Raw genomic sequence first — 23,505 nt, forward strand, 5'->3', positions numbered from 1 at the left:
AAACTATGGTGTTTTAACTATTTTTTCCACAACGGTATGGTCGGTTCCCTGTAATTTTATGAAGTAGAAACCTTGCTGATATTGTGTAAAATCAATATTTACTGATTTTTGTCCTTCAATTTTGAAGCTATTCAAAATTTGTCCGGCACCATTTACTATTTGAATATTTTGGTAATGATTAACATTTTTAATTGATAATAATTGATCGCCTGAGATTGGATTTGGATACATTATTGGTGCTCTGTTTTCAGGGTCTTGTGTTGACAAACTTGTATTTACAGGTCCAAACATACCAGATTCTACGGGCAATCCGGTTTGATATTCTGTGCCCTGGGCAACGGGTTTAACCACTACAGACAGGTATTTATCGCCGGCACTTCTGGTTAATACCAAATCTTGCTCAGTAGCTCCTGAAATAGGTCTTTTGCCACTTCCTGAAGCATCATCGCTTACGTACCACTGGAACTCTGTTGCACCCTCTGCATCGCCATTCAGGTCAAAATAGTCGTAGTTTGCGGTTAAGGTACTTCCCTGTTCTGTATTGCCAGTGATGTACACATTTCGCGCTTCCGGGAAATTTGGCCATTCAGGCGTTGTGGTCATGTTTGTGGTCAGTAATCTGTATTGGCCTGGTTCGAGTGTAAAGGTTGTGTCTCCGCTAATTTCAGTTCCCCCTTCAAAGAAGCTGTACCAGTTGGCAAATCCACTTAGATTGGGTGTGTAGGTTTGTGTTTCCACATCGAAATTACCGAATATGATGTTTTTTTCACCATTATGCTCAAGGGTAATTATTTTTACATCGCCGCCTACATCCATATTAAAGTTTGTGGTTTGATAAAGGTCAGAGGAGTTACGTAAATCTATTACCTGACTGTAGAAGTTATATAAATGTCTGCGTCCATCTTCCTCCAGGTAATCCCAACGTATTGGTTTTTCACAAACGCGACAATCGTAATCTATGCTGTAATCGTAACCCATTTCGCCAAATTGCCAGATCATTTTAGGACCTGGTACAGTGAGGAAAAACAGTGTTGAGAGTTCTGCACGGCGCAATGCTATTTCTTCTTGTGTAATGTCATATACTGCTGTACCATTACCATAAGTTATGTTTTTGTACATCATGCGCTCTTCGTCATGACTTTCCATATAACCAACAAGGTGGGGTGCATTCCACGAACGGTTTTTGTAAGAGATACCTGAGAAATCGGAATCGGTAATATAGCCCATCGATGCTTCCAGGTAGGAGTAATTCATGTTGCCCCAAAGCAACATTCCGTATTCTGCAAGCACTTTTTCTTCGGAATTTTCTGTAAGGTGTTCCAGAATAACATAAGCTCCGGGAGCTGCATTCCAAATGGTGTCGGCAATATCTTGCAGGATATCAATTCGACTTTGATCATAACTCCATCCTTCACCGGGTGTATTGGTGAAGCCTTTGGTGAAATCGAAACGAAAACCATCGAATTTATATTCATCCAGCCAGTAAGTGGTAACTCTACTCACGAAAGCTTTTGTTTCGGGGCTTTCGTGATTGAAATCAAACCCCCATGAGTAAGTTGGGTTTGGGGATGTTTGGTTGTACCAGGGGTTTTCGGGCGTAGGCTGACCGTAATCGCCTGCGGCAGGATCGAAATAAAGTTGAACAAACGGTGACTGACCATACGAGTGATTGAGTACCATGTCTAAAATAACAGCTATGCCGTTTTGGTGACATACGTCTATAAATTCTTTCAGGTCGTCTTTGGTACCGTAATATTTGTCCGGCGCAAAATAGAACGATGGGTTGTAGCCCCAGCTGCTGTTGCCTTCGAATTCACTTACAGGCATGAGCTCTATTGCGTTTACCCCTAAGTTTTTCAAATAATTAATCGTATCGATAAGTGTTTGATAGTCATGAGCAGCTACAAAATCACGGACGAGCAGTTCATAAATAACAAGGTCCTCGTTGGCTGGCCGGGTAAAGTTTTGAACTTGCCAGTTGTAGGGTGTTTGAGCTGTTTTGAAAGTTGAAACAATACCTTCTGCCTGGTCTGTTGGGTAAGGCATCAGGTTCGGGTAGGTCGACTCTGAAATGTACGAGTCGTTCCACGGGTCGAGAATCTTATCAGTATACGGATCGGCAATGGTTATTTCACCATCAACAATGTACTGATATGCGTACTCTTCGCCTGCTGTAAGATTTTCCAGTGTAATCCAATAACGGTTTTGATCGGGTGTTCTGTACATTTGATTTTCTGCACGTAGTTCCCAATCGTTGAATGAGCCTTTTATAAAGGCAAACTCTTTGTAAGGCGCATAGAGTACGAGGGTTACTGTATTATCATCGATGTAATTGATCCCATCTTTCAGGTCTGCTGAGGGCAGTGCCGCAGTTGTTGTACTTTCCCGTACGAGCACTTCTATGGTATCAGTGTATGTGGAGTCTGTTGCTGTTACATCGAGAATTATTTCGTTCATACCTGTAATTGCCGCTTCATAGGAATAGGTAATACTGGTACTGTTTTGGGAGGCTACAGCTACTCCATTGACTGTTAATTCCAATGTTTCTGCGGCTAACGAAACAGCATCTATTTCAATCATATCGCCTATAGAATAAATTTGCGATGTATTGGGTGAGTTCCATGTAATGTTGTATGGATCGCTGTATACATTGGCATAAATGTCGCCTCCATCTGCTGCGCGGCCTACAATAGTGCCATCGGCGTTTCTGAAAACAAAGGCCATTTGAAGAATGGTTTCACCCTGAGGAACACCATAATAATCAATAATTGATGGACCAATGGTCAATTCCCAGGTGTCTCCTGAAATATTGGTTAGTTGTATTTCAGGCGTGTTTTCATCCCATTCGGTAACTACATATTTCCAGTCAGAAGCAGAAGTGCTTTCTGAAGTAATTACGCCGGTGTGCGCATAAATGTCACCACTATAACCTGCAAGAGCACCATTGCCCTGGTCTGCATTGAATGTAATGGTAACAGGGTCTGTTGGTGTTGGATATGCAGGGGAGGTGGTTATTACCTGAGCCGGCAGCTGAAATATAACTGTTATGAATAAGGCTAATAATGATAATTGTTTGATGTTCGGTTGCATTGTATTTGTGTTTAATTGAATATTTTCTGGCTAATTGGAAAAGATACAACCCGATAGTGGTTCGTACTATCGGATTGTATGGGGCTTATTTTTTACTTTCAGAAAAAGTCAAGATATGGTTATTTATTTTTTGAATTCGATAATTTTAACGCTCTTTGCTTTAATAGTAAACGATGATTTGTCTGAAATCGTTTCGTCAGTGAGCACATTTTTGCCGTCTCCGTAATTATCTAAAAGCTCGCTAAAGCGTGTACCGTCAATTGTGCGGCTTTCTTTAGGATGGTTGTTCAGAATAACCATTACGGTTTCTTTGTCTGTATGACGGAAATAGACATAGGTATTATTGTCAGGAACAAAATGCGTTAATTCTCCGTTGGCTACGGCATCTGAATTTTTTCGCCACTGTGCCACTTTGCGCACGAAGTTAAATCCTTTGTTCTCTTTGGCTGTGCGTCCTTCTTCTGTGAAGGCATTCCGCTCATCATCTTCCCAACCACCCGGGAAATCTTTACGTATATTGCCATGCCCTGTATGTTCAAGTCCTGTCATTAGTATTTCGTCACCGTAGTACATCATGGGTATTCCGCGCATGGTGAGCAAAATACCTATGCCCATCTTGAATTTATTAATGTCTTCTCCAACCGATGAATAGAACCTGTCGAGGTCGTGGTTGTCGAGGAAGATAACATTTTTATGGGCATCGTTATACAGGAAATCGCGGGCCAGTACGTAATAAATCTGTGCAAGTCCTGTTGTCCAGCCATCTTCCTGGTTTAATCCTGTTTTTATGGCATAGTACAGCGGAAAATCTGTATTGGTTGGGATATGTGAGTTGTAATCTTTTGATACCGGGCTGTTTTGTTGGAAAAAGGCCGTTAGCGCAACTTTTTGCAACCAGGTTTCACCTAAAATGGTGAAGTCCGGGTATTCCAGGGTTATACGCTGTGCAAGCCTTGTTACAAAATCTATCTCTGCATAAGGCTGGGTATCCATTCTTAATCCGTCGATACCGGCATATTCAATCCACCAAAGCATGTTCTGAATCAGATAGTTGGCCAGAAAAGGATTGTTTTGGTTCAGGTCGGGCATGGTTTCTACAAACCAACCGGTAGTAAACCTGTTTCGATCGTATTTGGAAGCATGCGGATCGGCAATTACAGAACCGCGGTAATTGGTTTGGAATTTTTTATGGTTGTTGATCCAATCTTCGGTGGGCAAATCTTTCATCCACCAATGGTTAATACCACAGTGATTTACAACCACATCCATCACCACTTTCATATCTTTTTTATGACTGGTTTCAACCAATTCTTTGTACAGTTCATTTGATCCAAGTCGTGGGTCGGCTGCATAAAAATCAGTAATGGCATATCCATGGTATGAATAATCCTTCATGTTGTTTTCAAAGAAGGGGTTGATCCAGATTGCGGTCATGCCCAAATCTTTAATATAATCCAACTTATTCATGATGCCTTGCAAATCGCCACCGTGGCGCCCGTCCGGATTGGTTCGGTCGGCTTTTTCAAGCATAGACGGTACATTATCATTTTCCGGGTTACCATTGGCAAACCTGTCTGGCATTACCAGGTAAATCAGATCGGAAGCAGAGAACCCCCGTTTTTGGTCAGTACGGTGCTTGAGTTCATACTCGTATTCGGCAACTTTTTTACCGTTTTCTTTAAATAAGATTTCAAATTTGCCGGGTTTTGCCGACTCGTCGATATTAAGGTCAATAAATAGGTAATTCGGATTTTTTACTTTGTGCACTTCTGCAATGCTTACCTTTTCAGTAGCAAGCTCAGGCTCCGTATTTCCAATATTTTCTCCATAAACCAGCAATTGTAGCTGATTGTTTTTCATTCCTGTCCACCAATTTGGTGGCTCCACACGGCTTAGCCTGGTGTTTTGTGCATTCATGCTCATCATTAGCATTGTTGTTATTATGGTTATTAAATACTTCATTGTTTGATGTGTTTATTAGGTGCAACAACCCGGCCATTATTCTATCATCCAGGTACATCGCTTTTATGAATAGAGCCAGGTTATTTTTTCACACTGTCACCCGCTGTTTCATGGTTATTGAGTCAGACCAATAAAGTATCCCCAGGGTTTAAGTCGCAGAGGTGCTTTTCCGTTATATTGTTTTTCTGAAAAAGCATCTTTGAATGTTTCCTCGGATTCAAATTTTTTAATGTTCACATCGGTTGCAGTGTCAGATAAATTAAATAAAGCCAACACTTTATTGTCGTCTTTTTCTCGGGTAAAAGCAAAAACACGTTTGTTGTTGTTTGTTTTGAGCATTTGGATGTTGCCGCCATAGCGTCCATTCCAGAGAGCAGGGTTTTCTTCTTTGAGTGTATTAAGTTTTTTGTAAAGGTTGCCCATTTTATGCGATTTCCATTCAATGGTGTCTTTATCAAAAAATCTGAGACGTTTATTCAGGCCTGCTTCCTGCCCGCTGTAGATGAGTGGAAATGTAGGTGCAGCATAGGTAAATACGGCAAAAGTTTCGTAGCTGTTGGGCATACGCTCAAAAACGGTTCCATTCCATGAATTTTCATCGTGGTTTGTGGTGAAAGCCATGCGATACACGCTATCGGCAAATCGTGTAGGTTCTTTTTTGAAGTATTTGCGCAGGTGCGAAGCGTTTTGTTTGCCTTTGGCTATTTCGTTCATGATGTGATGCAGTTCCCAGGCGTAATTGGCATCAAATGCTTTTTTGTGGAGTTCGGGCTTTTCTGCTTCGGCAAGCATAAATACCGGTTTAACTTTTTCCATTTCGGCTCTTGCGCTTTCCCAGAAGTCGTTGGGGACCATGCTGGCCACATCGCAGCGGTAACCGTCTACATCAAATTCTTTTACCCAGAATACAAAGGCGTCGGTCATGGCATTGCGCATTTCCTGATTTTCGTAGTTCAGGTCGGCTACGTCGGACCAGTCTTCTACCGGGGCCACTACTGTGCCCGTAGAATCTTTTGTGTACCATTCGGGGTGTTCTTTTATCCAGGGATGATCCCAGGCTGTGTGGTTGGCCACCCAGTCCAGAATTATCATCATGTCGTTGTCGTGTACTGTTTTAACGAGTTTTCTGAAATCGTCCTTTGTCCCAAAGTTTGGATTAACCTCTTTATAATTTTTTACGGCATAATAGCTGCCCAGCGGGCCTTTTTTGTTTTTGTCGCCAATGGGGTATATGGGCATAATCCACAAAATATCTACACCAAGTTCTTTCAGGCGCGGGATATGTTGTATAAAGGCTTCAATTGTGCCTTCAGGGGTGTATTGTCTTATATTGACTTCATAAATGGTTGAGGCCTTACTGGCTTCTACCGGGTCGGCTTTGGCTTCTTGTTCAGCAACTTGATTTTTTTTGGCCTGATTACATCCGCCAAAAAGGAATGATAATGAGAGCATTGTCATAATGAGTATTGTCTTCATATTTGAAAAATTTATATTTATCGTTTTACATTAGTAATGAGTTCGAAGCTGAAGGCGGGTAATGTGAAATTTATTTTACCCTCCTGCTGTTCTAATTCTGTATTGTTGAATGTGTAATAAGTGTTTTGAGCTTTTGATAAGGGATCATCGATGTTGATGTCTATTTCTTTTTTACCGTCGTTTAGCGCTACAATAACCACTTCATCGAAGTAGCGACGTTGGTACACCAGCTGATTTTCCTGCAGGTGCAATACTTTGAAATCGCCAAAGATTAGGGGCAGTGCTTTTTGTCTGAAATTGAGTAGTTCAGCTGTTGCTTTTTTTACGGCTTTCTCCTCTTGTTTGAGGTTGTTGAAGCGCATCATACGTCTGTTGTCCGGATCATTGCCGCCGACCATGCCTATTTCGTCTCCGTAGTAAATTACAGGCAATCCGGGAATGGTTGCAATAATGCTGTTGAGCATTTTTTGCTTTTCATAGCCCACTGGGTTTTCAACTTTTATTTCGCGTGTCCAACCGGCTTTTTTGGCATCTTCATCGAAACTTAAGGCATCAGAGGCATATGCGATAAAGCGGGCGCGGTCCTGATTGCCTGAAATATTGCCCATTAGGTGTTGTGCACCGTAATACTTGAGGCTTTTATTAATTTCGTTTACCAGGGCTTTAAATCCGCTGTCGCCAGCTAAGGTGGCCACTAAGGCGTCGTACACGTTAAAGTCAAACTGGGCATTGAGCTGCCCGGAGTTTACGTAGCTGCCGATAAGTTCGGGCGAACCGTAGGTTTCTCCAATCTGATATAATCTGCGATTTTCAGGTATCACTACTTGTTTTCTGAGTTTCTGCGTCAGCGTGCGCCAGAATCTTTCGGGTACATGTTTGGTGGCGTCGTGTCTGAAACCGTCTAACTTGTATTTTTTGATCCAGTAAACTGCAGAGTCTGTGAGCATGTCTGTAACCTCCGGGTTGGTGAGGTCGAGTGTGGGCATAAAAGTGTCGAACCAGGTGGTTAAGCGGTGCGAGTCCCAATTTTCAGTATTGAGCGATCCATCGGGCAGGTATAGGTTTGTTTTCCATTCCGGATGTGCTTTTATTACAGGGTGGTTTTCATGCACATGGTTTGCCACAAAGTCGAGCAGCACATTTATGTCGTTGGCATGAGCTGTTTCCACGAGGCGCTTTAAATCTTCTTCTGTGCCAAAATGTGGGTTCAGTTGGGTAAATGAAATTGGCCAATACCCGTGGTACCCGGAGAAGCGTGTTTTGGGGTTTGGATACATCCCATAAGCTTCTTCGGGATTTTTCACCAGTGGTGAAACCCACAGTGTGTTGATGCCCAGGTTGCTAAAATAGCCATCGTTTATTTTTTTGATGATTCCTTCAATATCGCCACCAAAGTAGTTGGCTTTGGGGTGTATGGATTCATCGTCGATTTTCCATGTGTTGTCCGGATTGCCATCGTTAAATCGGTCTGTAAATACATTGTATATTGTGGCTGCTTCGAAGTCGGTTCTTTTAAGTTTACCGGCATCAAGAATTATTTTTCCATTATGAAGCGGCAGCCGCACGCTATTTGAGATACCATCCTGGTTTGCAGCAATAACTCTGATATAAGTTCTTTCTTTTTGGGCCATTGCATCCGGAACCGTAATGGTTATAAGGTTTTCGGCCATATTTGTGCGTGATGCGGGAAGTTTTTTGTTTTGCCCCATCACAAAATATTCAGTGATGGAATTTTTATAGCCAATTGTTACTTTATTTTGGCGCACATTTTTGGCATACAAGTGTGGTTTTTGAAGGTTTTCGTATTTCCCGACTTTCAACATGGAGTTGTATCCGCCAATATTGTTGCTGACGCTGTCTTTTTTGGACGGATCGAGCATTTCTTTTCCATCTGCAACTATCAAATACTGGTATTCTCCCGGCGCCAGCGTTAATGTGGTTTTCCATTGCTCGCCAACTTTTGTTAAATTGGTAGCATTGGGGTTCCAACCATTAAATTCCCCTTTGAGTTGTACTTTATCATACGCTTTATCGGATTTGAAGGTAAAGGGCACTTTAATTTTACCTGACGATTTCAGGATGATGTCATACCGGGTGCTGTCTGTGTATATTTTTAGCAAACTTAGTTTTGGTAGTTTTGCTTTTTGAGCAATGAGGATGATTTTCTCTGAACCTTTTTGTACTGCCAGGCTTTGCGGAGCCAATACTGAATCTATAACCGGGTTGGTTGGAAAATAATCTGTAAGGTGCACTACCGTGGTGTCGGGATTTACGGTGATTGGTGACGCAAGCCCTATCATGAGGCTTTTGTGCGGCAAAGTGAATGTGTCTGTCTGCCTGTCGCAACTGCTAATTATGAGCCCGATACCGAGTATCAGGCTCATTGTGGTTGTTATGATTTTTCGCATGATGTGTACTATTTGTTCTGAGATACCATGTCGACCGTAATTTTATTATTGGCTTTAATGGTGTGTGATTTGTCAAAAAGTAAAACTTTGAGCGGCTGCCCGGCATTGTTATGTATGTTTACTTTGTCTTTATCAATGACGATATTTAACAAGTGCCCCCGAAAATTGATTTTAAATGAAAAGGATTTCCATTTTTCAGGAATAAACGGGTTAAATGATAACATGTTGTTTCTTATGCGCATGCCGCCAAATCCTTGCACAATCGACATCCATGTTCCGCCCATACTGGTTACGTGTAATCCTTCATCGGAGTCGCTATTGTAATCGTCCAGGTCAAGACGCGATGCAGAGAGGTAAAATTCATACGAACGTTTTTTATCACCAAGTTTAGCCGCCATTATTGAGTGGATACATGCTGATAATGAAGACTCGTGGACAGTCATGGGTTCGTAAAAATCGTAGTTTTTCTTAATGGTTTCGGTTTCGTATTGATCTTCGAAGAAATAAAGGCTTTGTAATACATCGGCTTGTTTAATGTAACAAGAGCGCAGTATTCTGTCCCATGACCAATGCTTGTTAATGGGTGATTCTTTTGCGGGAATTTCACTTACAGGTTTGAGTTCCTTGTCGAGGAAACCGTCTTGTTGCAAAAATACGCCGTGTTTTTTGTCATAGGGGAAGTAGAGATTTTCGCAAATGCGTTTCCATTTCGAGATTTCATCCGATTCGTTAAAATTGGATTTGGTTACAATGCGTTGCCACTCTTCCGGTATGGTTTGTTTTACGTAATTAATGGCATCCATGGTATATTGCATGGTCCACTGGGCTATTTTTAATGTATGCCAGTTATTATTTACGTTATTTTCATATTCATTGGGTCCGGTAACGCCCAGCATTACATATTTTTGTTTGTCTTCGGAGTAGTTTACGCGCTGCGACCAGAACCGAGAAATGCCAATCAGTACTTCCAGACCATAATCGGCGAGGTAGCGTTTGTCTTCAGTATACCTGATGTAGTTAAAAATGGCATAAGCAATGGCACCGTTGCGGTGAATTTCTTCAAAGGTAATTTCCCATTCGTTGTGACATTCTTCGCCGTTCATGGTTACCATTGGGTAAAGGGCAGCTCCATCTTTGAAACCTAATTTTTCGGCATTTTCAATGGCTTTTTGTAAATGCTTAAAACGATAAATGAGCAGGTTTCTGGCTACTTCGGGCTCAGATGTGCTGAGGTAAAAGGGCAGGAGATAGGCTTCGGTATCCCAATAGGTGCTGCCGCCATATTTTTCGCCTGTAAAGCCTTTGGGGCCAATATTCAACCGCTCGTCCTGGCCTGTATAGGTTTGGTTGAGTTGGAAAATGTTGTATCGTATGCCTTGCTGTGCAGCTATGTCGCCTTCTATAGCAATATCACCATGATTCCATTTCTCTTTCCAGGCTGCCTTTTGCTCATCGAGAATGGTGCAGAAACCTTTGCTTTTGGCATAAGCCAGTACTTCGGAGGCCGCTGTTTTTAAATCGCTGTTTTTATGGTACATTGAGGTTACAACCGCGACGTATTTGTAGATGGTGGTTGTCTTTTTTTCGTCCAGTTTGATGTTTAATTTATGGGCGATATATTTTTTTTCTTCTACAGAGTCAAATTGTGTCAGCGACTGGGGCGTACCATCAACTTCAAGCGAGTAATGCATGGCATAGCAGGCCCTGAAGTGGGTTTTGCGTGTTTCGGTAATGAGGTATGGTGCTCTTGCTGAGGCTGATTTTTCTATTTCGTCCCAGAAGTGCTCGTCGTAGTTGGCGTCTTCGTTTTTAATGTCGCCATCAATGGGCAGTAATATTTCCGTTTTTGCTGAAAAGTTTAGTGGTGTAATGCTATATTTGATTGCACCGAGCTCATCGTTTATAATGCTGAGCATGCGTGTGGAGTGTATTTTAACTTTTTTGCCATCGGGAAATTCAGCTGTATAAATTTTGCTGAAATGACCGTTTTGCATGTCGACTTCACGGTGGAAGTCGGTTAATTTAAGTTTATGCGGATCGAGTTTCTGTCCATCTATCTTAATCAGAATACCCGTCCAATCCGGGGCATTGAGCACTTTGGCAAAATATTCCGGATAGCCGTTTTTCCACCAACCCACACGGGTTTTATCCGGGTAATAGACGCCACCGAGGTAATTTCCCTGCAGGCTGTCGCCTGAGAAGTATTCTTCAAAGTTTCCTCGTTGTCCAAACTTTCCATTCCCCAAACTGAAAATACTTTCAGATATACGGTTGTATTCCGGCTTGTAGCCTTCTTCTATAATTTTCCACGGATGATGTGTAATGTAGTTCTTCACGGTGCTGATTTATTTTTGTTCTTTTTTAATTTATTTCAATTCTAAGATTAATACACTTCGGGCTGGTGTTTTGAGATTATCCAGCTTATATTCCTCTCCTGAAATTATATCTGTACCGGATTTAAAGCCCTGAGTACGCTCATAAAAATGAGTTGTGTTTATTTCTGCAGGTTCATTATTTTTATTAAAAACAACCATAACAGTTTTGTCATCGTCATAACGGAAATAGGTGTATGTTCCGTCATGTGTTGGGGCATATTGCATGAGATCACCTGTGTGAATCACAGGGTTGTTTTTTCTCCAGTTTAAAAGTTTTTTAATAAATTCCTGAGCTTCTGTCTTGATCTCAGGTAAATTTTTGCCTTCAAAAGCATTGCTTTTGTCACCAGGCCAACCTCCGGGAAAATCTTCCCGTATTTGACCATGGTCGTGTGCTTTAATGTTGCTCATGAGGATTTCAGTTCCATACTGAATTTGCGGTATCCCCCGCATTGTCGATATATACGTGATTCCCATTTTAAAAAGGTCAATATCTTCATTTACTTGCCGGTAAAAACGGTCCATATCATGATTATCGGGAAAAATAACCAGATTCATTGGTTCAGGATAAAGGTAATCATTGGCAAGCTTTTCATAAACTTTGATAAAGCCGGTGTTCCAGCCCTCCTTTTCAGTGAGCGCATCAACAAGTGAGACTTGAATTGGAAAATCCATCAAACTGGGTAAGCATGATGAAAAATCTACCGGCAGGTTGCTTCCCCTTTGCCATTTTGCCAACACGGCTGGATCAAGGCTCCATTCTTCACCCACAATATTAAAATTGGGGTATTCTTCCATAATGTGGCAAGTCCATTGGTTAAGAAAATCCGCATCTGAGTATGGATGCGTGTCATGGCGTATTCCACCCAGATTAGCCTGTTCGATCCACCAAACGGAGTTATAGATTAAATAATCTGCCAGTAACTTGTTATCCTGGTTCATGTCGGGCATGGCATCTACAAACCAACCCTGTTCAAAAAGTGTTTTGTCTGCCTGCGATGCATACGGATCGTGCAGGGTCACCCTTCGGTGGTTGGTGTTTGTTTTTTGTTCCGGGTAATGTACCCAGTCCGAAGATGGGGGATCCTGCATCCACCAGTGGTTGGCTCCGCAGTGGTTCATTATCATATCCTGAATGAGTTTTATCCCTCTTTTGTTGGCTTCCTCGCTTAACTTCAGGTACTGTTCATTGGAGCCCAGCCTGGGGTCGACTTTGTAAAAATCTGTTATGGCATATCCATGATATGAGGCTCTTGGCATGGCATTTTCCATCACCGGATTGAGCCACAGGGCTGTAAACCCCATTTCTTCAATATAGTCGAGGTGGTCGATAATGCCTTGTAAATCTCCTCCATGGCGGCCATAGTCATCAGCGCGGTTTAATTTGTCTTTATATCCGTCAATCTCGTCGTTTTGAGGATTGCCATTGGCGAAACGGTCGGGATATAGCAGGTAAATGACATCGGAGCTGTTGAATCCGGCTCTGGATGCCGAATGTTTTTTTCTTGCTTTTAATTCATAGTCTATGGAAATTTCTTCATTCCCATTTTTACTGAGTGAAATATTGATTTTGCCGGGTTTTGTATCACGGGCAATGTTCAAATAAATGAAAAGATAATTTTTGTTTGAGGTGGATATGGCTTTTTTGAGTTCCACATTCGGATGATTGACGGTAGTTTTCAGACTGCCGATATTGCTTCCGTAAAGCATAATCTGCACTTCGCTATGTTTCATCCCTGTCCACCAAAATGCGGGTTCTATGCGTTTTATTTCATACTGGCCAAAAGTTGAATTGCTGAAAGCAAAAGTGCTCAATAAAACAAAAAGGATGGTTTTTTTAATGGTCCTCATTTGCTGGATTTTAACCTAAAATTTTGAATTGGTAGCTTATAAGTTAAAAAGTCCACTCACCGGTGCCGGTGAGTGGGCTTTTTTTATTTGTTGTGCATATCTTACTTGGCTTGTTCTACTGTGTAAGAATATGGGTATTCACTAAGATCTAATGTGAATGTCCATGTACCTGCGCTAATATCAATATCGGCACCATATTCTTCAGGTATTCCATCACCTTCATCATCTCCATAGTTTAGTGGATCCCAAAGGTCGTTTGGACGGAACTTAAACTTACCGTTTGTAACTGTTTCGGTTAGTGTCCATACATTATCTTCAGGCACGTAAGTCATGTCAATATCGCTATCCCAACCATCGGGCATTGCTGAACCGATTACACCCCAATCGGTTTCATACATGTCGTAAGTGTAATCGTAAGTGCTTACTGTCACCTGATAATATCCTGAATCTACTGGTATATAACCCTGATCGTTGAATAAGCTTTCGTCAAGGTCAACGTCATTATCAGGTCCTGTAGGATTGTCACTACCCATTATTGTTTCACGTGCTTCATCGGCAAACTGAATTTCATTTGCATTAGCAATATAAATGTAGCCTTCATATAACCCATCTGCAACTGGCATTAGATAACCCAACGATGTATCTGCACTTCCAAATACGAAAAGCTTTTCGGGTTCAAATGGAGGTTCATAGGTAGTTACGTTCAATGAAATCGCATTTGTATAGCTTTTTTGCGGAGTTGTTTCTCCAACAATTGAAGCTACACGAACTTCTATATCAGCATTAGAATAAGATCCAAAGCCAAGTTTTTTAGTCAAAGCCAGGTTTAAGTCAAAAACTGATACTGACGCTTGTGTAGTGTCTGTAACTGTAGTTAACTCAACTGCATTTTCGAAATTATTTCCTGCTGTATCTACTTCGATGGTATAATCGAAAATTGTGGGAATAGTGTATTCGATTGGAGACCAGCTAAATATAGCAAAATCGTCTTTTGCAATTGAATCTGCAAGAACGGGCTCATACTCTCCTGCAGCTAGTTCATAGAGCGAAAAATCGCCTACTTGTTCCAGCACCGGATCATCAAAGTCTTCTTCGCATGCAATCAGCAGTCCGATGCCCAGAATCGCTAATATTATATATTTTAAATGTTTCATTTTTTACTAATTTTAAAAATTAATAATTTGGATTTTGCTCCAAATTGGTATTGGCGTTTACATCTGAAGCCGGCAGTGGGAAAAGGTTGTATTTAGAATCTGTTGCTGTACCTTCTTTTATATCACCTTTCCATGGCCACACATAATCTCCGCCGGTAAACTTATTAAAGCGAATAAGGTCGGTACGGCGGTGACACTCCCAATACAACTCACGAGCTCGTTCATCAAGGATGAAATCCAAAGTGAGGTCCACCAAGTCAATGTCTCCCGAGGCGTCACCGTAGGCACGCTGACGGATTTGATTCATATAAATCAATGCCTGGCCATCTGTACCTCCATTACCGCCTCTTAGTACAGCTTCAGCGTACATTAAGTATACATCTGCCAAACGAAACATTGGAAAGTCGGTATCCGGATAAGTTACGTCTGAACCCGGAGCTCCTGTACTGGTGACATTTTTGAATTTACCAACAGCATATCCTTGTTGAAAATCTGAAATATCATTTATTTCCAAAGATTGTCCGTATGTTTCATCATAAAAGAGTGCACGTGAGTCCTGCGGGTCGTTAAATTTATCGACTAATGCACTGGTAGTACGGGTACCACCCCAGCCGCCTGATAAGCCAAATTCTTCCGGAGGTATATCGCCACCTAATGCAGCACTTATAATGAAAGTAGTTCCACCATAAGTTCTGGTTTCGATACCATCAAAATTGATTGAAAATATTACCTCCTCGCGCGTGGGCAAGTTATCGTTATCTGCAAGGAATAAATGTTCATAATTGTCTGCCAAATCGTAAGGTCCCTGGTTCATTACTTTTTTAGTGTAGGTAATACATTCTGTGTATTTTGGCTCATTGATGTATACTTCTGCATTTAGGTATAATTTAGCCAAAAGGGTCCAAACAGCACCCTGATCTGCACGGCCATATTCATTTGCCCCAACTGCTATTATTGAGTCCTCGATCGCAACTAGTTCCGTTTCAATGAATTCAAAGAGATCTTCTTTGGTTGTTGCCGGTGGCATGTAGGTTAAAATAGGATCATCTTCTGTTACAAAAGGCACTCCGCTTCCGAACAGGTCAAGGGCGTGCCAGTAACTTAGTGCACGCAAGAAGCGCGCTTCCTTGCGATACTCTGCTACCTTTGCTTTTGTTTCGGCAGTTTCGCCCCGCTCATCTAATTTAGACACTGTTGTAGCGCGTAAAAACTCATTAGCCAGTGCAATTTGATAATAGATACGGTAGTACATGGCAGCAATGAAATTGTCGCTGGTTCCCCACTCGTGTCTGTGGAAGTCTTTAATGGTTTGGTCGTCCCAGCCAATTACAGCCTCATCGGTTGTTAGTTCCTGGTGTTCCCAATAGGCACGCAGGTACTGACTAAAACCTTCATCAATACCGCTGATATCTGGCATGCCTGCAGGTCCTTCCTGTCCGGACACGGCAAGTCCGGCGTATAATTTGGCCAGAAATGCTTTATATGCACCCGGCTCATCAAAAGCAGCTTCTGCTGTTGTTTCATCCGGGTCTATTGGCTCTGTATTAAGATCATCTACACAAGAAGCGAAGATGAAAACAAAGCCCAATAAAATAGTTGTAAGTTTGATCAAATATTTCATTTTACTGTTGTTTTTTGGATTAAAAGTTTACGTTTACACCCAATACATAGGCAGTTGGACGTGGGTAAAAGTTATTGTCAATACCACCTGATATTTCAGGATCAATACCATCATATTTGGTTATTACAAAGGCATTGTTCACAGTTCCTGTAACGGTAAGGTTTATACCCTGATTGGCTAAATTTTCAAATTTATAGCTCAACGAAATGTTGTCCATTCTGAAGAAGGATGCATTTCTCAAATAGTAGTCTGACATATAATAAGCATTTTCAAATTCTGATTCAGACACACTACTAACAATATTGCTCAGATAAGGTCCTTCTGATCTGTATAAGCGCTGGTAAATAGCATTTTCAGACTCGGCATTGTAATAAACGTAGTTGCCAAAGTTGGCTCTCCCGGAGAATGAAAAATACCAGTTTTTATAACTAAACCCTGTATTAATGCCAAATGATACATCGGGAGCGGGATCCTCTTTGTGTACTTTGTCACTTTCGGTTATTTGCCCGTCACCATCCTGATCAACAAAAGCACCAGGTATCGGGTCGCCATTATCGTCATAGATTTGTTCGTAGACAAAGAATGAACTGTAAGGATACCCGACAGTATGCATTTGAATGTTACTACCAACACCACCTGAAATACCACCCGTAGCTACACCTAAATAATCAGGATTGTCTGATTGAGTTAATTTGGTGATCTCGTTCTGGTTATATGTCATGTTAAGGCCAACATCCCATACCATATCTTTAGTAGAGATTGGCTTGGTATTAATTGAAAACTCAATACCTCTATTCTCCATGTCACCTAAATTGGTGTATATATAATTTGACAGGTTACTACCGGCTGCTACCGGAATATAATTAAGCAGATCTTTGGTTTTGCGCAAATATACATCGATTGAACCTGTAATGCGATCTTCGAGGAAACCATAATCCATTGCAACATTATAAGTTGTTGTTTCTTCCCATTTTATATCTGAATCATACGGTTCTGGTCTGATTGTTTGATAATATGAGTTTCCAAACAAATATGAGGCTCCTGAAAGGCTTCGGGTATATCTTTGCATATGAACATAATAACCACCAACATTTTGCTGGCCGGTTACACCCCACCCTAATCGAAGTTTTAGCTGAGATAAAACATCTGCATTATCAAGGAAAGATTCTTCATGAATTTTCCACCCCAGTGCTACTGATGGGAATATGCCAGAACGTGTACCTTTTGAAAATCTCGAAGTATGGTCGTTACGGAGTGTAAAAGTCAATAAATATTTATTGGCCATTGTATAGTTCAAACGCCCATAAAACGACAATAAATAGAGTTCTGCCGGATCATTGATATATCTGGTTTCCGAAGAGTCATGGGCCACATTAGAATTAATGGCATCATTGTCTTCCCAGAAGTGTTGCCATGAGTACCCTGCCATAGCATCTATTTTACTGTCAATTGCTGATATTTCTTTCACGTAGTTTAAGTAGAAATCAAGCAATTCGTTTTTCTTCTCCTGGGTATAGGTATTGTCTGTTCCACCACCATGACCTGCATCGTAGGCGAAAGCTGCATTTTGCGGAACATACACATCACCTTCACCTTTTGAGTAATCGTAACCCAGGTTGAGGATCGCTTTTAATTCAGGCAAGAAATGAAATTTGTAATCAATTTTTGCATTACCAATAAAACGATTTACGGTAGATTTATCATCTCTTTGTTCGAGCAAGGCAACCGGGTTGGCTGTGGCAAGTGCTACAGGATGTCCATTGTCTTGTAGTCTTGCATAATATCCACCCCAATCGGTTTCTCCGAGTACAGGGATACCGCTATAAGTTGTATCCCGGTTTACGGGTTGGGTTGGATCGTGCTGAATAGCAGCTCCAATGGCGCCGCGGTCGGCAAATGTATTATTGGTTACACTTCCTTTTGCATTGATGTTAAGCTTTAAATGGTCATTCAGGAATGATGGGTTAAGGTTAAGCGAACCTGAGAAACGCTCATTATTGTCAGTCCTTAGTATACCATTATTATTGGAATAACCTACAGAAGCGCGGAATGGCAGTGTTTTGTATGCACCGGCAATTGAAACGTTGTGTTCTGTTCCCATGGCATTTTGATAAATTTCATCCTGCCAATCTGTGCTGGCGTTTCCAAGCATATCAACATGAGTTGGATGTCGCTCTTCAATCAACGATCTGAATTCATTTGCTCCCAATACATCTACACGTTTATTAGAGGTATAGGCATTCAGTTTACCGTTATAGTTAACCTTTAATTCTGATCCTACTTCAGATTTTTTTGTGGTGATTAGTATTACACCGTTTGATGCGCGTGAACCATAAATGGCTGTTGCCGAGGCATCTTTCAAAATCGTGAAAGACTCAATGTCATTGGGGTTGACGGCATTCAGTGGGTTACGCGAACCAGAAATACCACCACCTGCCAACGGCACACCGTCTACAACAATCAATGGATCGTTTGAAGCTGTAAGCGAAGATCCACCACGAATACGGATCGTAGAGCCTTCTCCAGGAGCACCACTGTTGCTGGTGATTTGCACACCGGCCACTTTACCCGTAAGGAGATCCTGTGGGGAGGTGATAGCTCCCACATTGAAGTCTCTGGAGTCAATGGCCTGCACAGAACCTGTGGCGTCTTCTTTTTTGGTTGTACCATATCCAATAACCACAATTTCGCTCAGCGACTCAATGTCGGGAAAAAGTGCCACATCAATCTCTGTGCGGTCTCCTACCGGGATTTCTTCTTTCATATAGCCTACAAAAGAAAAAACCAACACAGCGTCGTTTCCCGGAACTTGTATACTGTATTGGCCTTTTGCATCTGAAATTGTACCCTGGGTCGTGCCTTTTATCGTCACATTTACACCGGGTAAGGTGCTGCCCTCTTCGTCCTGTATTTCACCCGATACGGTCTTTTGCGCATACATACCAGATGTTACAGTCAAGAGCCCCACCATTAGTAAAAATCTAAGTGTGTTTGTCTTTAAAATTTTCATTGCATATAGTTTTAAATCTAATAGGGAACTTTAATCAAAAAATTAATCGCTTCTTTTCTGGAAATAACTTAAAAATGATTTAATGTTTTTTTAACATTTCTCTTATACAAAAATATTCTTTATGGCATTAAAATCAAGAAATTAGAGACTTTTTTTTACGCAAACGAGACCGCAAACGATTGCGAGTTAATTTCGTTAAATTATTTTTTAATTGTATCTTTCAAAATGCTTAACAAATAAGTATAAGGTACTGTTTAAATTTGTAATACAGCAATTTACGGATAAATTGGGTTAAAATCAAGTTAATATTGAAGTATAATTTAAGAGATATTAACATTTAAAGGATATTTTTGTAGACAAATCCCTCGTAATATGAAACGAACTTTTATTACAATTAAAGATATAGCTAAAACCTTAAGTATATCTGCCTCAACAGTTTCAAGGGCACTTAAAGATCACCCCGATATCAGTCAGGAAACCAAAGACCGGGTGGTTGCCTATGCTCGTGAAATGGGGTATCAGCCTAACTCCATAGCACTTAGCTTAAAGAATCGCCAAAGCCATGTTATTGGCCTGATTGTGCCGGAAATTGTACATCATTTCTTTTCTTCCGTCATTAGCGGCATCGATGAGGTAGCCAGTAAGGCCGGTTACAATGTAATTATCAGCCAGTCCAATGAGTCATTTGAACGTGAAATACACAATACAAAAACCTTACTTGGAAGCCGTGTAGATGGCATGTTGATTTCCAGAACGAAAGAAACAGTGGATTATGATCATTTCAGGCATATTGATGCTGCAGGTGTTCCAATGGTGTTTTTTGATCGCACCTGCCAGGGTGTAAATGCCGATAACGTGATTATTGATGACAAGCAAGCTGCTTATGATGCAACCGAATACCTTATTAATACAGGGTGTAAAAATATTGTACACCTGAAGGGGCCTGAAAATCTCACTATCAGTCACCAACGATTGACAGGTTATCGCCAGGCGCTTGAGAAACATAATATTGCCTACAGCGATAAAAATGTGATTGAAGCAGATAATTTCGAAAAAGGAGAAGCCGCGGTAAGGCATTTGTTAAGAGATAATTATTTACCCGATGCCATTTTTACTGTGAACGATTTAACGGCGCTCGGAGCAATTGCTGCATTAAAAGACGCAGGTGTGAAGATTCCGGAACAGGTATCGGTCGTCGGGTTTACAAATGGCGTTATTTCCAGGCTTTCTGATCCACCACTGACCACCATTGAACAAAATGGTTATCTCATGGGAGAGAAGGCAGCCAAAATGTTGCTGGAACGTATCAATAGCGATGAAGAATTGCCCTCAAGAACTGAGGTGATTCCCACTAAACTTATTTTGCGAAAATCAACTTACTAATACGGGTTTTGTTTCATTTGAAAAGCATTATGCAGGAAAATTGTTAAGCATGAATCTTTAATAATGCCATTTAACTCTAAAATTGTGTCAGCCCTTTTTGACTTTAACATGACTACCCTATATTGATTTCTCATTTTTTTTTTCTACTTTAGCCGCAACTTAAAAATGATTTAGTTTTTTACTTTCTCTTAAAAGAGTCCTTTTCGGGCCTCTATATAGGTTTTTTTGACCTATTTTTGTATTGCACATAAATGACGAGAATTAGCATATTTTGTTTTCGGCGTGTCGATTATATTTAATTAAACGGCATGCAGAATTAAAATATATTGGCATTCGGGTAGTTAAAGACTACCTTATAAGTCAAAAATGTCAATTAATGCTTTGGAACGAATTAATAACCTCACGGTTTGGATAGCTGAGACGTGGGCATAAAAAATTAAGTTGATGAAACCTCCATGACAAGGCTTTTGACACACTTCGCCTTCGCATAGCTTTCGCTTCCCTTCGGTCGCCATAGGCTTGCCGCAGGTGAAACGCTATAGCTTCAGCGGAGCAAGGCACGACCATGATTATTTGGAAGAATACCGTTAAGGTTCTGTGTGTTAGCTAAAAGGAGGTTCCCTCCGATAGCTATCGGATGACCATTAAAAATTAAAATATAAACGGATGAAACAAAAGCCTAAATTAAGTTTTTGGCAAATTTGGAATATGAGTTTCGGATTTCTCGGGATTCAATTTGGGTTTGCCTTACAGAATGCCAATGTTAGTAGAATATTCGAAACATTAGGCGCAAATATCGATAATATTCCAATACTTTGGATAGCTGCCCCTGTTACAGGTTTAATTGTGCAGCCGATTATCGGTCATTGGAGCGATAAAACCTGGAGTCGTTTGGGCCGTCGCAGACCCTTCTTTTTGATAGGTGCGATATTGGCTTCCATAGCATTAATTATTATGCCCAACTCACCGGTTTTATGGGTAGCTGCAGGAATGTTGTGGATCATGGATGCGTCCATTAATATTTCGATGGAGCCCTTCAGAGCCTTTGTAGGCGATATGTTGCCTTCCTCGCAGCGCACTGCTGGGTTCGCCATGCAAAGTTTTTTTATCGGTACAGGAGCAGTGGTAGCTTCTTTGCTACCGTATATGATGACCAACTGGTTCGGATTTTCGAACACGGCCCCGGAAGGCGTTATCCCCGATTCGGTGAAGTTTTCGTTCTACGTGGGTGGAGCTGTATTTTTCCTTGCGGTATTGTGGACAGTGATTAGAAGTAAGGAATACTCCCCGGAAGAATTGAAAGAATTTGAAGACCATAGCGAAGATGCAGGTGAAAATGACTACTCTGAGACCGGACCAGAAATAAAAAAATCGTTTCGTATTGGTATAATTTCATTTGTGGTGGGAGGCGCATTAAGTCTCTTGTTTTATTACGTACACGTTGAAAAAGAGGTGTTTATACTCTCGTTTGGATTGATGGCTTTTGGTGTGTTTGAAGCCCTTTCTGCTTTATTGCAGCAACGAAAAGTAAAGAACGGTTATACTTCCATCTTTAACGATTTGAATAATATGCCATTGGCTATGAGGCAGTTAGCTATTGTGCAGTTTTTCTCATGGTTTGCGCTGTTTGCCCTTTGGATTTATACTACCAATGGTGTTACCGCCGACAAGTACGATATGGGCGTAGATCAGCAAATGGTTAAATTCCTGAATAATCAGGTGGATAATTTAGAAGCAGGAAATAAAATTGATACGGCCCGTGCAGCAGAACTCAGGCAGGAGCAGGAGGCGTACCGTAAATATATTGAAAACGGAGAAAAAGCCTCTGCGCGGGTTAATCTTGTAAAGTTCTACCTGAGTGACCACATTTTTGAGGAAAAAGAGGTATTAGAAGTGCTTCAAAACAGGTTAAACAATATTGAAGGTAAACAAAAAGATGAGCGCATAGTAGAACTGTTACAGGAGTTAGAGAAACAAGAAAATCGTAAATCACCTGATGTACCATACGAGGTGCTTAAGGATGTGAATCAACTTGCCGGAGAGGGTTTAGTGACACTGCCTCAAAATATGGAGGATAAATTTCCATATTATATCAGATTAAAGGAAATACGCAAAAATTATAATGATGGCGCTGATTGGGTTGGTGTAGGTTTTGGTGTGTATAATGGATTTGCCGCAATATTTGCCTTTTTCCTTATGTTTTTGGCGCGTATCACTAACCGGAAAATAACCCACATGATATCTTTGCTTGTGGGTGGATTAAGTTACCTGGCCATATTCTGGGTGCAGGATACATCATGGGTATTACTCCTGCCTTTTGTCGGTGTAGGACTTGCATGGGCGAGTATTCTCGCTATTCCTTATGCCATATTAACAGGCTCTTTGCCACAAAACAAAATGGGCGTTTACATGGGAATTTTCAATTTCTTCCTTGTAATACCTCAAATATTGGCGGCGAGTCTTTTAGGATTTATGATTAAATTTTGGTTTGCCGAAAAGGCTATATACGCGCTTGTGCTTGGAGGTATTTCGCTCCTCATTGCAGCTGTTTCTGTCCTTTTTGTGAAGGATGAGGATTGACATGGTATAAAATAATAATATAGAAAAGGAAATCCCGATAGTGGCCATGTTGCTACCGGGATTTCTTTTTCCTGTTTTGTGCAATGGGGTACCCAATTTTGGTATAACCCTACTTTTTTTGCTTCAGGTCAAAAAAAGTAGGCAAAACCGCGTGACGCCATAGCTTTAGCGTTTCACCTGCGGCAAGCCTTCGGCGACCGAAGGGTGGCTCAAAAACCCGCCGCTTACAGAAAAATGCTAAAAATCCACTCGTTATGGCTAAAGTTTACGAACTCACTCCGATTTTTTAGAAAAATCGGAGCTCAAACAGCGCAAACTTTGACGCCATAACAAGCAGATTTTCATTCGGTTATAGTTAATTTTAATTGTCGGACCCGCCTGCCATAGTAGTACGGCGGGCAGGTGTAGCTCGCCATGAACCGGTTAAATCTTGTTTGTAAGTTATGTGTATGTACCTTGCAATTATTGCTGTATGTGTAAGGATCATGTCATGGCTCGGTTCTTAAAGTATTTTTCTTCATGCGGCTTCGAAGTAACTTTCTAAAGTCTAAACAATTGACAAGGTCCAATGCGGGCTGGCCTGATCAAATTGGCG

At 41.1% G+C, this 23,505-nt stretch carries 11 protein-coding genes; 2 read left to right on the forward strand and 9 right to left on the reverse strand.

Annotation, left to right across the window (positions count from 1 at the left end):
* Positions 1-3 precede the first annotated feature (3 nt).
* The 9 genes from ACTB0Y_RS00395 to ACTB0Y_RS00435 form a co-directional block, all read right to left on the reverse strand.
* Entirely contained in the window at positions 4-3,090 is a 3,087-nt protein-coding gene (locus tag ACTB0Y_RS00395; protein WP_463204799.1) for a DUF4961 domain-containing protein, read from the reverse strand.
* Positions 3,091-3,213: 123 nt separating this feature from the next.
* On the reverse strand, positions 3,214-5,052 hold the full coding sequence (locus tag ACTB0Y_RS00400; RefSeq protein WP_463204800.1) for a glycoside hydrolase family 13 protein: 1,839 nt from the start codon (positions 5,050-5,052) through the stop codon (positions 3,214-3,216).
* Between the two features lie 114 nt (positions 5,053-5,166).
* Positions 5,167-6,528 (reverse strand): alpha-amylase family glycosyl hydrolase, encoded by a 1,362-nt coding sequence (locus ACTB0Y_RS00405; RefSeq protein ID WP_463204801.1) that lies wholly within the window; start codon positions 6,526-6,528, stop codon positions 5,167-5,169.
* Between the two features lie 17 nt (positions 6,529-6,545).
* Positions 6,546-8,936, reverse strand: coding sequence for an alpha-amylase family glycosyl hydrolase (locus ACTB0Y_RS00410; RefSeq protein ID WP_463204802.1), 2,391 nt, complete (start codon positions 8,934-8,936; stop codon positions 6,546-6,548).
* A gap of 8 nt (positions 8,937-8,944) precedes the next feature.
* Positions 8,945-11,272, reverse strand: coding sequence for a family 65 glycosyl hydrolase domain-containing protein (locus ACTB0Y_RS00415; RefSeq protein WP_463204803.1), 2,328 nt, complete (start codon positions 11,270-11,272; stop codon positions 8,945-8,947).
* A 30-nt stretch (positions 11,273-11,302) separates the two neighbouring features.
* Positions 11,303-13,162 (reverse strand): glycoside hydrolase family 13 protein, encoded by a 1,860-nt coding sequence (locus ACTB0Y_RS00420; protein WP_463204804.1) that lies wholly within the window; start codon positions 13,160-13,162, stop codon positions 11,303-11,305.
* A gap of 101 nt (positions 13,163-13,263) precedes the next feature.
* Positions 13,264-14,316, reverse strand: a complete 1,053-nt coding sequence (locus tag ACTB0Y_RS00425; RefSeq protein ID WP_463204805.1) for a SusE domain-containing protein — start codon at positions 14,314-14,316, stop codon at positions 13,264-13,266.
* Between the two features lie 19 nt (positions 14,317-14,335).
* Positions 14,336-15,937: a RagB/SusD family nutrient uptake outer membrane protein gene (locus ACTB0Y_RS00430; protein WP_463204806.1), complete on the reverse strand. Its 1,602-nt coding sequence runs from the start codon at positions 15,935-15,937 to the stop codon at positions 14,336-14,338.
* Positions 15,938-15,956: 19 nt separating this feature from the next.
* Complete coding sequence (locus ACTB0Y_RS00435) at positions 15,957-18,947, reverse strand: SusC/RagA family TonB-linked outer membrane protein (protein WP_463204807.1); 2,991 nt, start codon at positions 18,945-18,947, stop codon at positions 15,957-15,959.
* A 372-nt stretch (positions 18,948-19,319) separates the two neighbouring features.
* Between ACTB0Y_RS00435 and ACTB0Y_RS00440 the strand changes: the two genes are divergently transcribed.
* Together ACTB0Y_RS00440 and ACTB0Y_RS00445 are read left to right on the forward strand one after the other, a co-directional pair.
* Positions 19,320-20,330, forward strand: a complete 1,011-nt coding sequence (locus ACTB0Y_RS00440; RefSeq protein ID WP_463204808.1) for a LacI family DNA-binding transcriptional regulator — start codon at positions 19,320-19,322, stop codon at positions 20,328-20,330.
* 666 nt (positions 20,331-20,996) lie between these two features.
* Positions 20,997-22,910 carry an MFS transporter gene (locus ACTB0Y_RS00445; RefSeq protein WP_463204809.1) on the forward strand — a complete coding sequence of 638 codons (1,914 nt, stop codon included), beginning with the start codon at positions 20,997-20,999 and terminating at the stop codon, positions 22,908-22,910.
* The last annotated feature ends 595 nt before the right edge of the window (positions 22,911-23,505 follow it).

It is taken from the genome of Salinivirga sp. (assembly GCF_055145285.1).

What these genes read in the sequence shown, in the direction of transcription:
- ACTB0Y_RS00400 (WP_463204800.1), bottom strand. Translation starts at nt 5,052, where the DNA reads ATGAAGTATTTAATAACCATAATAACAACAATGCTAATGATGAGCATG.
- ACTB0Y_RS00435 (WP_463204807.1), bottom strand. Translation starts at nt 18,947, where the DNA reads ATGAAAATTTTAAAGACAAACACACTTAGATTTTTACTAATGGTGGGG.
- ACTB0Y_RS00445 (WP_463204809.1), top strand. Translation starts at nt 20,997, where the DNA reads ATGAAACAAAAGCCTAAATTAAGTTTTTGGCAAATTTGGAATATGAGT.
- ACTB0Y_RS00410 (WP_463204802.1), bottom strand. Translation starts at nt 8,936, where the DNA reads ATGCGAAAAATCATAACAACCACAATGAGCCTGATACTCGGTATCGGG.
- ACTB0Y_RS00420 (WP_463204804.1), bottom strand. Translation starts at nt 13,162, where the DNA reads ATGAGGACCATTAAAAAAACCATCCTTTTTGTTTTATTGAGCACTTTT.
- ACTB0Y_RS00440 (WP_463204808.1), top strand. Translation starts at nt 19,320, where the DNA reads ATGAAACGAACTTTTATTACAATTAAAGATATAGCTAAAACCTTAAGT.
- ACTB0Y_RS00405 (WP_463204801.1), bottom strand. Translation starts at nt 6,528, where the DNA reads ATGAAGACAATACTCATTATGACAATGCTCTCATTATCATTCCTTTTT.
- ACTB0Y_RS00395 (WP_463204799.1), bottom strand. Translation starts at nt 3,090, where the DNA reads ATGCAACCGAACATCAAACAATTATCATTATTAGCCTTATTCATAACA.
- ACTB0Y_RS00430 (WP_463204806.1), bottom strand. Translation starts at nt 15,937, where the DNA reads ATGAAATATTTGATCAAACTTACAACTATTTTATTGGGCTTTGTTTTC.
- ACTB0Y_RS00425 (WP_463204805.1), bottom strand. Translation starts at nt 14,316, where the DNA reads ATGAAACATTTAAAATATATAATATTAGCGATTCTGGGCATCGGACTG.